Source organism: Paraburkholderia humisilvae (assembly GCF_902859855.1).
Taxonomy (GTDB): domain Bacteria; phylum Pseudomonadota; class Gammaproteobacteria; order Burkholderiales; family Burkholderiaceae; genus Paraburkholderia; species Paraburkholderia humisilvae.
This window is the reverse complement of sequence record NZ_CADIKH010000060.1, coordinates 1-16,223: the sequence shown is the minus strand read 5'-3', so window position 1 is coordinate 16,223 and position 16,223 is coordinate 1. Positions and strand designations below refer to the sequence as shown.

16 protein-coding genes are annotated in these 16,223 nt (G+C 58.5%); 11 read left to right on the top strand and 5 right to left on the bottom strand.

Annotated elements, in window-relative coordinates; translation table 11 throughout:
• Window positions 1–715 precede the first annotated feature (715 nt).
• The 3 genes from HV796_RS33910 to HV796_RS33905 all read left to right on the top strand — a co-directional run bounded on the left by HV796_RS33910 (window position 716) and on the right by HV796_RS33905 (window position 2,758).
• The gene (locus HV796_RS33910; RefSeq protein ID WP_175232266.1) at window positions 716–1,915 is read left to right on the top strand and encodes a porin; all 1,200 of its coding nucleotides are present in this window, start codon (window positions 716–718) and stop codon (window positions 1,913–1,915) included.
• 261 nt (window positions 1,916–2,176) lie between these two features.
• A complete protein-coding gene (locus tag HV796_RS45525; RefSeq protein ID WP_281369933.1) occupies window positions 2,177–2,305 on the top strand; it encodes a hypothetical protein in 129 nt (42 codons plus the stop codon).
• A gap of 105 nt (window positions 2,306–2,410) precedes the next feature.
• Window positions 2,411–2,758 carry a hypothetical protein gene (locus HV796_RS33905; RefSeq protein WP_175232265.1) on the top strand — a complete coding sequence of 116 codons (348 nt, stop codon included), beginning with the start codon at window positions 2,411–2,413 and terminating at the stop codon, window positions 2,756–2,758.
• Here HV796_RS33905 and HV796_RS33900 read toward each other — a convergent pair.
• Window positions 2,755–3,678: a LysR family transcriptional regulator gene (locus tag HV796_RS33900; RefSeq protein WP_175232264.1), complete on the bottom strand. Its 924-nt coding sequence runs from the start codon at window positions 3,676–3,678 to the stop codon at window positions 2,755–2,757. The genes HV796_RS33905 and HV796_RS33900 overlap by 4 nt on opposite strands.
• A 234-nt stretch (window positions 3,679–3,912) precedes the next feature.
• Here HV796_RS33900 and HV796_RS33895 point away from each other — a divergent pair, with 234 nt between their 5' ends.
• The 7 genes from HV796_RS33895 to HV796_RS33865 all read left to right on the top strand — a co-directional run bounded on the left by HV796_RS33895 (window position 3,913) and on the right by HV796_RS33865 (window position 11,015).
• Window positions 3,913–4,803 carry a type 1 glutamine amidotransferase domain-containing protein gene (locus tag HV796_RS33895; RefSeq protein WP_175232263.1) on the top strand — a complete coding sequence of 297 codons (891 nt, stop codon included), beginning with the start codon at window positions 3,913–3,915 and terminating at the stop codon, window positions 4,801–4,803.
• Between the two features lie 68 nt (window positions 4,804–4,871).
• Window positions 4,872–5,654 carry a hypothetical protein gene (locus HV796_RS33890; RefSeq protein WP_217478071.1) on the top strand — a complete coding sequence of 261 codons (783 nt, stop codon included), beginning with the start codon at window positions 4,872–4,874 and terminating at the stop codon, window positions 5,652–5,654.
• A 500-nt stretch (window positions 5,655–6,154) separates the two neighbouring features.
• Entirely contained in the window at window positions 6,155–6,667 is a 513-nt protein-coding gene (locus HV796_RS33885; RefSeq protein WP_175232262.1) for an HPP family protein, read from the top strand.
• An 88-nt stretch (window positions 6,668–6,755) separates the two neighbouring features.
• Entirely contained in the window at window positions 6,756–7,328 is a 573-nt protein-coding gene (locus tag HV796_RS33880) for a TetR/AcrR family transcriptional regulator (RefSeq protein WP_175232261.1), read from the top strand.
• Window positions 7,329–7,408: 80 nt separating this feature from the next.
• Entirely contained in the window at window positions 7,409–8,929 is a 1,521-nt protein-coding gene (locus tag HV796_RS33875) for an FAD/NAD(P)-binding protein (RefSeq protein ID WP_175232260.1), read from the top strand.
• Between the two features lie 67 nt (window positions 8,930–8,996).
• Entirely contained in the window at window positions 8,997–9,419 is a 423-nt protein-coding gene (locus HV796_RS33870; protein ID WP_175232259.1) for a cupin domain-containing protein, read from the top strand.
• 72 nt (window positions 9,420–9,491) lie between these two features.
• A complete protein-coding gene (locus HV796_RS33865; RefSeq protein WP_175232258.1) occupies window positions 9,492–11,015 on the top strand; it encodes an acyl CoA:acetate/3-ketoacid CoA transferase in 1,524 nt (507 codons plus the stop codon).
• Window positions 11,016–11,117: 102 nt separating this feature from the next.
• Here the strand turns inward: HV796_RS33865 and HV796_RS33860 are convergent, their stop codons facing one another.
• The 4 genes from HV796_RS33860 to HV796_RS33845 form a co-directional block, all read right to left on the bottom strand.
• On the bottom strand, window positions 11,118–11,894 hold the full coding sequence (locus HV796_RS33860) for an enoyl-CoA hydratase/isomerase family protein (RefSeq protein WP_175232257.1): 777 nt from the start codon (window positions 11,892–11,894) through the stop codon (window positions 11,118–11,120).
• Window positions 11,895–12,009: 115 nt separating this feature from the next.
• Entirely contained in the window at window positions 12,010–13,107 is a 1,098-nt protein-coding gene (locus HV796_RS33855) for an alkene reductase (RefSeq protein ID WP_175232256.1), read from the bottom strand.
• A gap of 244 nt (window positions 13,108–13,351) precedes the next feature.
• Window positions 13,352–14,230 (bottom strand): helix-turn-helix domain-containing protein, encoded by an 879-nt coding sequence (locus HV796_RS33850; protein WP_175232255.1) that lies wholly within the window; start codon window positions 14,228–14,230, stop codon window positions 13,352–13,354.
• Window positions 14,231–14,588: 358 nt separating this feature from the next.
• A complete protein-coding gene (locus HV796_RS33845; protein ID WP_175232254.1) occupies window positions 14,589–15,857 on the bottom strand; it encodes a hypothetical protein in 1,269 nt (422 codons plus the stop codon).
• 225 nt (window positions 15,858–16,082) lie between these two features.
• Here HV796_RS33845 and HV796_RS33840 point away from each other — a divergent pair.
• The coding region (locus HV796_RS33840; protein ID WP_484555916.1) for a flagellin N-terminal helical domain-containing protein at window positions 16,083–16,223 on the top strand (141 nt) is incomplete at its 3' end.

The window sequence follows — 16,223 nt, the reverse complement described above, 5'->3', positions numbered from 1 at the left end:
CACCCTGCAGGCCGGAACACGACATTTCTATAAAGCTCTGACACCCAATCCGTTGATAATTTATCTTATGTCAAATTAAATAATAAGACCCAGCCACACAACCCAGCCTTGCTCAATCGGCGCTCGAAGACTTAAGAAGGCACTCTCCGCCGCCCCCTTTGTGCTGGAGCTTTGACGTCACGGCTCGACGGTCAAGCTACCTTATCGCCGGAGTACACGCCGTGAACGCGAATGATGTATTGGCCGCGTCACGCCACTTCATCTCTTCGCGTTGATCCTTCGCATGCGTGAGATGGACCAGCACAGGTTCATGGCGCCGGATGACGGGTGGTTCGCTGGGACCGGCGACCGGTCGCCTTTGCTGCTGGCAGACCCATTCCCTCACAAGAATGGCCGCTCGCAAGCGGGTTGGCGACAGAGCCGCGACGTGATCGTCGACGCGACGGGCGACTTCCTGGACAGACGTAGCTTTTGCGCAACGCTTACCACCAGATAAGTAGTGTCGCTCCGCTCAAAGTCGCGCTGCATGCACCTCGAGAGCGGTGAATTTTTTATGACAAGCACTCCATACTATACGGACAATATTTTCTTCCACCTTTGAAGTACTCTGAGCACTCGCTCCTCCTGCCGGTATCGCCCCTTCCTGTCTGATCCTCCTATTTAATCGTACTAATCGCTTCGTGTAACCGCATTGATGTCGTAACGGAGAGATCGTATGAAATGTTCACGCCTTGCCCTTGCGGTATCGCTGCTGGTCGCCAGCGCCGCACACGCACAAAGCAGTGTCACGCTGTACGGTTTGATCGACACCAGCCTTGTCTACAGCAACGACGCCCGGGTCAACGCCGCGAATCCCTCGGCGGGCGGCGGCTCCCAGTGGCAGGAATTCGCAGGGAGTGTCTACACGCCGCGCTGGGGGCTGCGTGGGACTGAAGATCTCGGCGGTGGACTGAGCGCCGTGTTCCTGTTGGAAAACGGCTTCAATTCGACGAACGGCACATTCAAGAACGGCGGTGATCTCTTCGGGCGCCAGGCGTGGGTTGGCCTGAGCGCGAGTCAGTACGGCACGCTGACGCTCGGCCGTCAATATGACTTTATGGTCACCTACCTCGCGCCGCTTAGCGCAACGGGTTCGGGTTTTGGCGGCAATCTTGCGATGCACCCCTACGACAATGACAATCTGAACAACGACATGCGGCTAAACAACTCGGTCAAGTTCGCCAGTGTCCCGTTTCACGGAGTGAAGGTCGGCGCGATGTATGCATTCTCGAACCAGGCCGGCGGATTCTCCAACAATAACGCATACAGTGCCGGCATCAGCTATTCGTTCGGCCCGATCAATCTTGCAGCATCGTACCTGCAGATCAATCGCGACGCGAACTCACCGAATGCGACCGGCGCGGTAAGTACGGGCGACGGCGATGCGTTGACGCTTGGCGGTCTGCAACGGATCTACGGGTTAGGCGCGCAGTATATGTTCGGCAAGTCGTCAATCGGCCTTGTCTGGACGCATTCGTCCACCGAGAGCCCGTCGGCCCTCTGGTTCGGCGGCAGCACGAGCAATGGCGCGCTACCGGGTCCGCCAAACGGAGCTGGGAACTACATCAAGTTCGACAATTTCGAAATCAACGGCCGCTACTTCCTGCAAACCAATCTGAGCCTCGGCGCGTCCTATACGTACACGATGGCCTCGTTCAATTCGACGACCGGCAACGCCTTCCCGCACTGGAATCAGGTTATGGCGCAGGCTGATTACCTACTGTCGGCGCGTACAGATGTGTACATCGAAGGGGTCTATCAGCGCGTCGGGGGTGGCAACGGCATTCCGGTATTCGACGCTGGAGTCTATACGCTCAATCCGGCTACGGGCAACAAGCAGGTCGTCGTGGCCGTCGGTCTCAAGCACCGCTTCTAGCAATCTTGTCGCTCACATGCCTCCAACGGCCCGGGGTCTCTGTAACCGTTGCCGCTACAGTCCGGGAACGAATCGAGGAAGACGCCGAGGCAGCCTCTTTGGGTAATCGCCAGGCGGATCCTTCACTAAGGTAGTATCTACCTCGCCACCCGCCACTTCCTTCACTCGTCAGCGATGCATAAAGATGCCTCGTTCCGGTGCCTGGAATGCACGCGCAAGCAATATGCGTTGGGTCGCCTGCGACTTGCGACCGACCGTCTGATGCACGCCGATTCGGAAGTTGAGAAGACGCTCGCTACTCGCTGGGTGAACGCATGGGCGAGTGCGGTGGGCAATGTTCGCTTTTCCGCGCTCGTCGAAGTGCGCCTGGGGTACAAGCCCGAGCGGTGATCACTCGAAATCGCGATGATGGAATTCCGAGCCATTCGGAATCGAAACTTCGTGCGTCCCCGTCGCCCCGGCTCGACAGCAGCAAATACACTCTGGAGAATTTTGATGAGCAAGAAAATGTCGTCCGGCAATGACAGCGACTCGAACGCAACAACGGAACTGGCGTTGGTGACGCTCACCACACAGGTCAAGGAACTCGTCCAGGACGGATCGCTAGATAGCCGGTTTGCCGCGAAACTCGTAAAGCGACTGAAGAAGGAGGCTGACATCGTTGCTGCGGGCGGCAATGCGACGAAGGCAGGGAACAAGGAACTGAATAAAGCTTTTGACGCGGCCGACGCAGTGCTGCGTAACCATGACGCTGCATTGTTAGTCACGGCCAACGCGGCGCTGCGCGAGACCGACAACACGACTCGTAGCAAGAAGACGCAGCAACGACCTAAGGCGGGCTAACGGATCTCCCGCCCAACCTCCTCAAGCACAAAATCGACGAACGCTCGCACCCGCGCCGACAGATGGCGGTTGCGCGGATACAGCAGCGAGAACGGTCTCGACACCCCGTTTTCAGTCTCCAGGATCTCCACCAGCTCGCCACGGTCGACCGCTTCCTGCGCGACGAACTGATAGACCTGACAGATCCCGGCACCGGCACGCGCGAGCGTCACGCAGCCGAGTACGTCGCCTTGCACGCGGTAGCGACTGCTGAACAGGAAATCGATGTTCTTCCCATCCTCGCCGCGCAATTGCCATGGAAGCGGCCGCCCATTACTTGGCAAAACGAATTGAATACAGTCGTGATGAGCCAGCTCACCCGTGCTGACCGGCGCACCGCGGCGTGCCAGATAAGCCGGCGCGGCATAGAGCCCGAACCGCGCGTTTTCGAGGGGTCGCGCAATCAGCCGCGAGTCCGGTGGTTCGCCACGCCGGATTGCCACATCGAAACCGTCATTGACGAAATCGATGTTGTGATTTGAGAGTTCGAGTTCCACGTCCACGCGCGGGAACGCCTCACAAAAACGGGCAATCATTGGCACCAACCGGGAATGCCCATAGGTGGTCGGTGCACTGACGCGCAATACGCCGCCCGGCTCGCGTTGCTTGCCACTGATCTCCCGCTCGACGCCCGCAATCTGCTTGAGCGCCTGCTGACATTCCGCGTGGTAGAGCGCCCCCTCGTCCGTCAGGCTGATGCGCCGCGTCGTGCGCACGAACAGGCGCACGCCGAGCCGCTCCTCCAGCCGACCAATCGAACGGCTGACCGCGCCGGGCGTGATGCTCAGCGCCTGAGCAGCCGCCACGAAACTGCCCAGTTCCGCCGTTTTACAGAACAGTTCAATGCTGCCCAGCTGGATCGGATTGAAGATTCGCGCCATTCAATACGCGATGTAACTTATGAAGTTGTATCGCGTTAGTTTATCGCTAAAGCGGCGAGCAATAGAGTTCTGTCAACGCACAGGCGCATCGGTGATGCGGTGTCGTTCAGGTTTCTTTATTTCGAATCGTTAACGCTTCCCAAAACCATCATGTCGATACTGACCTCCAACACCAAACTCCGTCATGACACGGCCAAACACAACGCTTCCGTGCGTGCACGCAGCGCACGTCCAGTGAGCCTGCTACGTCCGCTTGCCGCGCTCTGCGTCGCAGCCCTGGCGGCGACCAGCGTCGTGGCGCAGGATTCCGCCACGGCACCCAAGCCGGGCCAGTCGCGCAAAGTGCTCGTCGTACTGTCAAATGCGCATCAACTCGATCTGCGCGACGGCGAGGAATACAACACCGGCTACTATCTCGACGAACTGGCCGTTCCACTGCAGAAGCTTGTCGCGGCCGGATACTCGCCGGTTTTCGCGAGTCCTCAGGGCAAAGCGGCTTCGTTCGATCCGGTCTCGAACGACAAGATGTTCTTCGGTGGCGATGACACCGCACGCGCCAACGCCGTTAAATTTGTCGGCGATTTTCCGGGTATCCAGCATCCACAAACACTGGCCCAGATTGAAAAGCAAGGCACAAGCGATTACGCCGGCGTCTTTATTCCGGGTGGCCATGCACCGATGCAGGATCTGTCGCATGACAAGACCCTCGGCGCGATTCTGATGGACTTCCACGTCACTGGCCGCCCGACCGGCGTCATCTGCCACGGGCCGGCTGCGCTGCTTTCCACGCTGCCCGATCCCGAAGCGTTTCGCAACGCAATGATCGCCGGCGATTTCCTGAAGGCCGCTTCCCTCGCTCGCGGCTGGCCATACGCCAACTATCGCCTGACGGTGTTCGCGTCCGGCGAAGAGCACGCAATCGAAGGAAAGGGCCGCCAGCTTGGCGGTTATGTGAAGTTCTACGCAGCCGATGCGCTTTCCGAAGCGGGCGCGCACGTTGACCGGGTGGGCGCGTTCCAGCCTAACGTCATCGAAGATCGCGAACTGGTGAGCGGACAGCAGCCCTTCTCGTCGGACGCTTTCGGCGATGCATTCGTCGCGAAGCTGAAACATGCGAGGCTGTGAGGCATTTCCAGACGAGCGCCTGGACAGTGGTTTGCCGGGCGAACGTGCTGACCCATGCAGAGCAATCGATGAAAGCCAATCTCATGCCCTTCCTGAAACGCTTCCGGATTTTTTCAAACACGTCACGACTGTTCCTGGTCGTTTCTCTCGGCATCGCAACCCATACTCCAGCCGCCCTCGCCTCCGGTTGCGACAAGCTGCCTGGCTGGGAGAGCCTGCACCGCGCGCTGGCATCGGTCCGACACACCGACAACGGCGGCTATAACATCGATGTGTGGGGCGTTGTGCTGAATCGTGACGGTGCCGTATGCGCGGTCACGTTTTCGGGCAAAGCACCTGGGGACCAGCGCTCGGCTGGCCGACTCGCCGCCGCCGCTGTTGCGCATACTGCGCTTCTCGTGTCGTTACCCGGACGTGCCGTTTCCTCTGCCAACCTGTACTCGGAGGTCCAGCCGGGCGGCTCGCTATTTGGTCTCGGAGAATCCGAACCGCTCGATCCAGCAGTCGCTTATGCCGGCGATCCGCAGACGTACGGCAGCAAGGACGACCCGCTCATCGGCAAAGTACCGGGGGGATTCTTCGCCACGGGTGGAGGCCTCGCGCTTTATAGCCCAACGGAGGGCTATGTCGGCGCGATCGGCGTGGGTTCGGAGAGCTCCTGCGCGGACCACAATATTGCGTGGAAAACGAGGCACGCGCTCAATCTGGACTATGTTTCAGGCGGCGTGTCACCCGATAACGACGACAACATCATGTACCTTGCCAGAGGAGAAACACCGAACGCGCTCAAACACGTTCTCTGCGGTCATAGGGAGGACACCATCAAGTTGCCGCCTGTGTCGCGAAAGTGATCGATTGCGAATGCTCGGCATTTCGCGTGGCTGCAATGCCTTCACGAGCGTCCTGCAAGCTCAGGTTCGCGTGGCCCGTGCGTCCCTTGGCCTGACTGCCGTTCGCACGGAATGTGTCGATAAATAGAACACCCTCCCCTTGTCGCTATACAGCGCGACCTGCTCGCCGCGCGGTTCGGGATTGCCGCGTCTCATATTGCCTCTCTGGGAATATATAAATGCCCAATCCGAAAAACACATCCGGTTTTTAATTGCTGACAATCGATAACAACCGAGTCAGATCACTATCGCACAATTCGAGAATTAATTTTCACTTCTTGTCTTCGTCCTGTCACTATCGACGTCGACTTCATTGAATTTAAAGCATTTATTGACGGAATATCGTCGCCACAACGAGTGTTTTCACAGCACAAACATTGACGGAAAAAGAGTCCGCTTATCGCCTGCGATTGAATGGGAATCTCCATCAGAACACTCTTCATCCATTACGGAGATATTCGATGTCGACAATCAGGAACAAGATTCGGGGTGGTGGTGCGCGTCCCCCGGCGCCGCCGTTGAGGCAGGTCGTAAGTGGCCTGATTGGCGGCGGCCTTGCCATAGGCACCCTCGCCGCGCTCACCAGGTCTTACCAGGTGCCGCTTCTGATGGCCCCACTCGGCGCTTCGTGCTTTCTGCTCTTCGGTGCTCCCGATGCCCCGTTTGCGCAACCCAGAAACGTGGTGTTCGGCCACTTGCTGTCGAGCCTTGTCGGACTGATCTTTCTCAAGTACATCGGTGTAGGCCCCATAGAAATGGGACTTGCGGTCGGCATCGCCATTGCGCTGATGCTGTACACGCGAACCTCGCACCCCCCTGCCGGTGCAGATCCGCTCGTCGTCATGATTGCGGCCAAATTGAGCTGGAGCTTTCTCGCGGCCCCCGTGCTGGCTAGCACCGTGATCCTTGTACTCATCGCGCTGGTGGTCAATAACGCGGGCAAGGACAGGTCCTGGCCGAGATACTGGTTCTGACGAGGCTACCCGGTTCCTTCATGCGTTAGCGGGAAGGGTCGCACGGTCGACGCCGCCGCTCCGTTCAAATCTTTCCCTGTTGTATTCGATGCCGAATCCATCTCTACCCGGCCCGCGCGAGCGGCTACTGGACGCCGTCGACGAACTGCTCAATCTGGCAAGTATCCATGGCACGGGCGTCGACGCAATCGTGCGCCGCTCAGGTACGGCCAGGAAGAGTCTTTACCTTTACTTCCAGTCAAAGGACGAACTGTTCACTGCGGTGTTGCAACGCCGAAGCGAACGGTGGATTGCGTGGTTCGAAAGCAGCACGCTGGCGCAAAGCACTGTCGCGTCCGAACAGCTGCTCGGCATGTTCGACGTATTGCGCAAGTGGCTTCGCGGCGACGGTTTTTACGGATGTGCACTGCTGAACGCAGCAGCGGAAGTGAAGGACACGTGCCGCGATATCAAGCTCGTCACCCTCATGCATAACAAGCGCCTGCTTGAATTTTTGGAGCGGTTGTGCGCGGCAAGCGGTGCGAGCGACGCCCATTCGCTTGCGCGGCAACTGCTCATACTTCTCGACGGCGCAATCACGCTGTCCATGGTCGAAGGAACGGCGACTGCCGCAGTCGACGCGAAGGAAGCCGCCCGCGCCATGCTGGCCGGAACGGCTTAGAGGGGCGGGCTTCAGGTAGACAGTACGCGATGCAATTTCCTTAACAATTAGGTTTACTGATCTATTGTTGCGAGTTTACGATGAAATGCTCGATTGCGATTATAGGCGGCGGCGCCGCCGCGGTCTCGTTCCTTCACTGCTACCTGCAACAAAGCGAGCAGTACCGCGAGTTGCCACAGGTTGTCTATCTGTTCGAGGGGCGTCACCCGTTCGGCACAGGCGCAGCCTACGATGCGGATTGCCAGACCAACCTGTTGAACACCAAAGCGGGCTTTGCGAGTCCGTTTCATGACAGGGCCGGCGGCTTCTACCAGTGGCTGCATGAGAAGAAAGAGGTCTGGCACAAGCTGTATGGCGAGCTTCCGTTCGACCAGCATACCTATATGCCGAGGCCAATCTTCGGCTTGTACATGCAGGACTGTCTCGAAGATCTCGTCAGGCAGGCAGCGAGCCGCCAGATCGAAGTCGTGCGCATCGGCGCCGAGGTGACCTGTGCACGCCGCTCGCGCCATGGGTACATCCTGAATGCCGGTTACGGCCTCGTGCTGAATACCGATTACGTATTCCTGTGCTGCGGAACGCTGCCGGCTAAAATCCCGCCGCATCTGCAAGCAGCGAGCGGATTTGTACCCACGCCGTATCCGGTGACATCGCTCGCACGCAAGATTCCCAAGCACGCATCGGTTGGCGTGATCGGTTCGCGGCTTTCATGCATCGACGCGGTCATCGGCCTGAACGAGCAAGGCCACCAGGGGAAGCTGGTCGTTCACTCGCGCAGCGGATATTTTCCCTGCGTGAGAGGAACGCAAGGCCGCATTCGACCGAAGTGGATCGATGCCGAATCGTTCGGCCAGTCATCGTCCGGCAGCCTTAGCGCACTTGTCGATCATTTCGCGATGGAAATCGCGCTGCAGGGTGGCGAACCGGCCGACTTCTCGTGGCCGCAGCCACCTGACGATCTGACGGCCTTCCTGCGCAAGGAGATCGCGCTGGCCGGCTCCGATCGTTTATGGCAAGCGGTTTTGTACTCGACCAACGGCACAATCGAGAAGATCTGGTGGCACCTCGACGAAGACGCAAAGACCGAGTTCATGCACCGCTGCTTCAGTGCGTTTATGGCCTACCGTGTGTCGATTCCCGTCGCAAACGCGAAGAAGATCCTGAGCTACCTCGAGTCCGGACAACTCGAATTCCGCACGGGCCATTTCGACATCGCTGTCAGCGACGCGGGAAACCTTTCGGTCGTCGTTCAGGAGCCGAACGCCGCGCAATTCGATTACGACTATCTGGTCAACGCTACCGGCAGCCCGCGCGATGTACGGCAGATCGATTCGCCGCTTATCGAAGCGATGCTTGAACAAGGCATCGCAACCCCGCACCGGTACGGCGGTATCACCGTCGATAGGGATAGCTATCAGGTCATAGACCGTGACGGACAGGCCGATGCCCACCTGTACGCCGTAGGCGAACTGACCAATGGTGTCTTCTTCTTCACGAGCGCACTCGAGATCATCTCCCGTCATGCCCGGCTCTGCGTGAGCCATTTCGCGCAGAGGCTGGTTGCAATCCCTATCGTGAGCGAAGCCGTATCCGCAGCGTGACGGCGGGCTCGCAGACACACAGCCCGCCACCCGACACACTCTCCCCCCCGATACGAGGTCATTCGATATGTCCGCAATCACCGTTGAGCGCGATGCGCTGGCGTCCACTGAAACCGTAGATCACCCGAACGACCGGTTCATGAGGTTCAAATTCGACAAGATCGAATTGCCGAACATCACGTTTACCGAGTATCAGCCTGGTCTGCGAAAAAATGTGCTGATTCACGTGCTATTCGACAACACGCACGACGACCCTCAAGGATCGGACCTTGCGATCCTTCGTTACCTGCCCGGCGCGTTCGTGCCGCGCCACGTGCATATGGGACATGAAATGGTGCTGGTTCTGCAGGGAGAATACGTCGAAAACGACGTGCTCTACCGCGCCGGCTCGTTAATCGTACGTGCACCCGGCACGACACACGAAATGCGTTCCGACACAGGATGCACGATTCTCGCGATGCGCGACGTACCGGTGAAGCAACTGACCTGAGCCCCGACCGGAGGCGCACGGTCGCGATGCACCCGCCGTGCGCCCTTCCAGTCACCTTCGATAGGGTTTGCAATGAAAGTCGTTTCGGCCCGCGAGGCCGTTGACATCATTCAGGACGGTTGGTGCATTGTGCCAGGCGGGTTCGGCAGTTGCGGACACCCGGACGCGTTGACGCGCGCACTGCGCTCCCGCTTCCTCGAAACGGGCCAGCCAAGGGCGCTGCGGCTCCTGTTTGGCGCGGGGCCCGGTGACCGGCGTGGCAACGGGGCCGACGCGCTCGCCCTCGATAACCTTGTTGCCGCGGTGATCGGCGGCTTCTGGGGCCTGTGTCCGAAGCTCGGGGAGATGGCGCGCGCCGGACGCATCGAAGCGCACAACTGGCCTCAAGGCATCATCAGCAAGCTTTTCTCCGAGATAGCGGCCGGCGCGCCAGGGATTGTCAGTCCCGTTGGCCTCGGAACCTTTGTTGACCCCATCGTAGACGGAGGCGTCGTCGACACGGCCGGCAGCCGTCCGCTCGTGGAGCGTATCGAATTGCGCGGCAACGTGTACCTGTTCTACCCGTCGCAGCGCGTGGACTGTGCGTTGCTGCGCGGCACTGCGGCCGACGAGCACGGCAACATTTCGTTTTCCGAGGAGACCTCATCGATGGACGCGCTTGCACAGGCGCAGGCGGCCCGCAACTCGGGCGGCAAAGTGATCGTGCAGGTAAAGCGGCTAGTCGGTGCACGTTCCGCGAGAGTCAGCGATGTGCGAATTCCAGGCTTTCTGGTCGACTATGTCGTCGTGGCAGGCAACGGCGATCATCCGCAGACTTACGGAAAGTCGTTCGATGCTTCCTACACGTCACGCACCGCGCGGCCGGCCGCGCAAACGCGCGTCGCGCAAAGCACGTCGCTTGCCAAACAGATCGTCACCGGTCGTGCGGCGATGGAACTGATCAAACACAGCGGCAAACATATCAATCTGGGCATAGGCGTACCCGCGCGGATCGGCAGCGAAGCGAAACGCATGGCTGCAGTCGACTACACCTTGACGGTGGAATCGGGGGTCATAGGGGGCATTCCCGACGACGGCCTGTCTTTCGGCGCGTCAATGAACCCTGATGCCGTGATCGAACAGTCGTCCCTATTCGACTTCTACGATGGCGGCGGCATCGACATTGCGTTTCTCGGCTTCGGCGAGGTCGACGCGCAGGGAAACGTCAACGTAAGCCGATTCGACGGACGCATGCCAGGATCGGGGGGCTTTATCAACATCAGCCAGGCCGCGAGGAAGCTCGTGTTTTGCGGCACATTGACGACACGCGGTCTCGAAACGGAGATTCGCGATGGACGGTTGGTGATAGTCAAGGAAGGCACGATACGTAAGTTTACGCAGCGCGTTTCCCATCTCACCTTCAATGGCGCAAGGTCTCGGGATGCCGGCCAGGAGGTGATGTTCGTTACCGAACGAGCGGTATTCCGATTGGGCGAACGCGGGCTCACGCTGGTCGAGATCGCGCCGGGCCTGACAGCCGATCAGCTTCGGGAAGCCATGGACTGCGATTTCAAGGTGCCCGGGAATCTCACGACCATGCCGGTCAACGCCTCGTGATGCGCAATCGTGAACGCCGGCACCGCATACGGTCCAATTTCGTCAGCGTGGCCAAAGATAGGAGGGCCCCGGGTTCCATACCGCCTACCCCTCTCGTCATAGTCAGCGGTTCGCCTGCATCGCTTTCACAAGAGCGGCTGCGGAGGCCCCCTCAAGCGATAACCCATAGCCAACTTCCTGCACGATGCGTTGCTTCAAGGGCCAAATAAAATGCACGCGCGTGTTGCGGCGCGCGACTTCAGGCGCTTTCAAATACTGCCTCGCCAATTCCTGTGCACGGCCAAGCGCCTGACCGTCTGGGACGACCTCTGCAACCACGCCCCACTCGTGCGCGACAGCCGCCCTGATCGGTTGCGCGTTAAGCAGAAATGCTTCCGCCCGCCCTGCTCCCGCGCGATAGCTCCAGGTGGTAAAGATACCGTCGCCTGGCACGACACCCGCCGCAAAGTGGCCCATATCGTGAAACGATGCCCCTTCTGCTGCCACGATGACGTTGGACAGCAGAATATATTCGGAGTGGATATGGGCACGTCCCTCGATGGCCGCGATCACCGGCACGCGTATATTGGCAATGTTCTCGAGCACCTGCACACCTTCGTCATGGATCTGGCTCCAAACGTCGGGATCGGAGACATCCTTGAAAGAGGCCCAGTCAACGCCAGTCATGAAGTCCCCACCCGCACCGGTTAGGATAACGATCTTGTTAGCACGGTCCTGAGAAATCCGGTAGAACGCGTCGACAACCTCCGTGTGAGCCTCCGCCGTGAACGTCAGCGGGCCTCCATCGCTATGGAATTGCACGACCAGCACGCCGTCGTCATCGCGTGTCAACTTCAAGCTGCGGTAGGCAGAGAAATAGTTTTCCAGATTCGTTTGCATGATGTCCTCCTATGTTCAGGACTGAATGAGCCGTGCACATCCGCGGGCCGGCTTCGTCATGTGGCAATAGTGCGCGCGGCGTCACCGACGCGTCCGTGGACGTGAAGCAACTTCCTCAGAGCGATTTGTAGTCGGTGTAGCCGCGCGCGTCGCCGCCGTAGAAAGTCGAGCGATCGTATCGATTGAGCGGCGCGCCCGTACGCAGTCGCTCCGGAAGATCGGGGTTCGAAATAAACATCCGGCCGAAGGCGACGAGATCCGCCTGGCCATCGACGACGATCTGCTCAGCACTCTCACCGGTGAAACCGCCGGCGGCAACGATCGTGCCCTGGTAGATCTGACGAATGTCCTTCGACGTGACATCCGCGTTGGTCGTCTCCTTCTCCACGATGCCCCGAATGCGTGGTTCGATCACGTGGACGTATGCAAGGTGATACGCGTTGAGCCGCCTCGCAACATAGCCGAACGTCGCATGCGGATTGCTATCGGACATGGTGCCGTAAGTGCCGCTCGGCGAAAGACGAACGGCCACGCGACCCGGACCCCACACGGAAACGACTGCATCGAGTGTATCGAACAGGAATCGCGCGCGATTCTCGAGCGAGCCGCCGTACTCGTCATTGCGATGGTTCGTGCCGTCGAGCAGGAATTGCTCGAACAGGTAGCCGTTGGCGCCATGAAGCTCAACGCCGTCGAAACCGGCTCGCTTCGCAAGTTCGGCGCCGCGACGAAATTGCTCGACGATAACGGGGATTTCCGCTGTCTCGAGAACGCGAGGCACAATCAGTTCCGCCTCACTGACCTGACCGCTCGCGTCGCGAATCGCAGCATGTTCGAGCGAACGCAGCGGTGACGGGGCAACGGGTGTGACACCACCGGTATTGGCAGGATGCGCCTGGCGGCCCGCGTGCCACATCTGCAGGAAAATATGTGCGCCCTTGGCGTGGACGGCGTCGACCACGCGCCTCCAGCCCTTGACCTGTTCCTCGTTGTAGATCCCGGGCGCATCAACGTAAGCGATGCCGAGCTGGGACACGGCCGTCGCGTCGGTGATGAGCAGGCCACCCTCCGTCGCACGCTGGGTATAGTAGTCCACCATGAGATCACCCGGGACGTTGCCCGGCTCGGTGCGCATTCTCGTAAGCGGCGCGAGAACCACACGGTGTCGTAGATTGAAATGTCCGACTTTCGTATGACTGAAGAGCTTGCCCATTGCGTCATCCTCACAGAGTGTTGGGTGTCGTTATCCTGGCCGCAAGCGTTCATGCCTGGTAGAGGCCGCGAGGCAATAGCTATCATTCCGCGACGGAATGGCGGTACATCCGGATCAGACCGATCCGGGAACGCACGGAGTACGGGGGGCACGCACGCGGAGCTTCGACATTGTGTTCACGCGTTGCGCATACGACGAATGCGCTTCGACTTTAATGCTTCATTGGGTAAGTTATCGTCTAACGTCAAAGCATTTCCGCATCCGTGCCGCCCGTGCCACTGCTCTGAAAAAGCGTCGGACTTCGACCATACTGTTTCTTGAACGCGCGACTGAAGTGCGCCGCGCTGACAAACCCGCATCGCCATGCTACGTCGTTGATCCGAAGCCCGGCGCCGCCACTCATCAAGATTTTTTTTGCTCTCTCGAGTCGTCGCTGCAACAGATACCGCGTCACGGAAGACCCATCGCGCTCAAAGAGCCTCCTTAAGTAGCGCCTCGAAATACCGATCTCGCTAGCGATCATGTCAGGGCCGAGGTCCTCGTTCCCAATGTTACGTTCAATGAACCGTTTAACCCTTTTTAGCATCACATCGGAGCTTAGTACGCGTTTCGGCGCCGTGAGATCATCGGTAATGATCTCCATCAGGTCAATCAGATGTTCGGCCACAAGTTTGCTGCCGTACGAACTGCATCGCTCGCCGTAAGCCGCCGCAGCGATCAGCAGCGATCTCAGCAACGCAACATCGGGCGAGGTCGACGCGAGCACGAACATCTCACGACCGAAGACCGCCTTCGCTCTGCCGACAAGAGACGTTCTCGGTACGCGTAAGATCATCCCACGAGCATTTCCAACCGACGTTTGCGTATAGGGAATGCTCGCGTCAAAAAGCAGCAAGGAAGACTCGGTAATCTGCACATTCACGCCTTCCTGCTCTATCTCGACCGCACCGCTCTCAACCAGAAAAATGACGAGTGTGTCCTTCCGCCAGTTGTTGACCCCCGACCCCGGATTCCATGTCCATCGCTGTCTGGACAGATCCGCCACCTCAAATCTTAAATCGCCCATCAACCACGAAGTCGCCAGAAGCTCACGGGTGCCCCCTAAATCGAATTCGCATTCCATATTCCAGTTTCTTCTTACCAGTTCTCGCCACTCCTCGTCGGTTATGGGGCTCTTATGTCTGAGGGCGTACGTGGAGAATTGCATAGTGTTCGATAGCAGCTTGCGTGCGAAGCGTCATGCAGTATTTGATGATGCGCCGGAGAATTGACGTTTAAACGTTAATGCGTTATCCCTAATAGTTAAATTTCGCTTTCTCCAACTGGTCTTCGTCTACCGTGCGTTCGTGACGGCTCGCAGGCGTCCCTTTTCGAGCAGCCTTTAAAAGCCAAATAGCACGCCCGACATTTCACGGAAATGTCTCGCATCCGGATAGGTCGTAGTGAATAAAAAAATCCCCGTAGCGTCCTACGACGAACGTTCAATCCATAAAAGAATCGGATATCTTCACATCGGTGGTCTTTGAGACGCCCCGTCGTTCTTTTAATAGTTGACCAAGGCGTTTCCTCGCGCTGTCGCATACATCCTGCTGACTCCACGCGAGAAGAGCCTTCGAACATCTTATGACCCTCTGGTTATCGAGGCTATCGCGCAGCGCTTCGTCCAACCGGATTCGCTGCGCAATCCGTATCGCCGCCGATCGACAGGCGCTCTCAACGTTGAGTTTGCTTAGCGCCTCCAGGCAGTTGGCCACATGTTTTGCAGTAAGGCGATCACACATGGACGAATCTGACGTGAGTCGTCTCGCCAACTGAACCGTCGCCTTGCGGCATAGCTCGTTCATACACCAATTCGCTAAAGCGTCGAGGCAGACCGCGACGTGCCTTGCACTTAGATGATCTCTTAAGGGGCCGTCTTCCGACAAACGCCTCGCGAGCCTCAAGCCCGCGGCGCAACATACCTCGTCTTCACTCCATTTTCCCAATGCGCCAAGACAATTTGTGAGGCGCACGCCATTGAGCTGCCTAACGAGCGGTTCCTCCGTGGCAATGCGGTCTGCCAGCTGTCTTCCCGCATCCAGACATATTGGTTCGTCACTCCATTTTCCTAACGCATTCATGCAATGCGCGATTGCGATCCCGTTGAGACCGTGTAGCAGTTTCCAATCGCCAACGATGCGTGTTGCCAACTGCTTCCCTGCCTCTACACACTCCCTCTCTTCATACCATCTACCTAGCGCATTCAAGCAGCCTGGAATGGCTCGCCTGTGCAGTGCATCCGTTAGTAGTCGATTGCTTGCCAACCTGTTTGCAAGACGTAGGCCCGCAGCTCGACACAATGGTTCTCTATCCCACTTTGACAGCGCATTCAGACAGCTGCAGACACGTTGGGCATCGAGCGAGCCGATGATCTGTTCGTCGCGCACAAGTCGCGCGGCCAATGCGCGGGCTGCATTCCGACATGCTCCCTCCTTGTCGTACTCCGCTAGTACCTGCAAGCAATTCACCACTTGTTCGCCCTCCAGGGTGTCCCAAATGGTTTGATCGAGCTCAACTCTTTTAATAAACACCCATACCTCATGCGGCAATCCATCCGCAGCGTTAGGGCGAGTCAGTGCCGCCAAGAAAATTTTCAAGTCGCGGCGAAAAGCTCCCGATGCACGCTGAGCCAGTGATTCTTGAGGTTCGCCAAGACGTGCCTGGTCATCCTCTAGAGCCAACTTGCGAAGAAGACTCACGTCGCCATTCATCGAATTCCCCTGCGGAGTGCGGCGGCCATATCTTCTGCCAACGGTGTAGAGGACGCTTGACTGCCGAGCCACATTCTCGTGCCTTGAATGGCCGACAGGCGCTTTTTGCCTTAATCCATTCTCGTTATTGCCGTCAACGCGACAGAGGCGGCCAAGCAAGGAACGAATATGACGCCGATCTCAACATTTCGATAACTTAAGGTTAACGTTTACACGGAGAATTTCATGCTTAGCATTAACAGCAATATCAGTTCTCTGGTCGCTCAGGAAAACCTGAACGCTTCCGGCAGCGCACTGTCGCAGGCGATCACCCGTCTGTCGTCGGGTAAGCGCATTAACAGCGCGGCGGACGACGCAGCGGGCCTC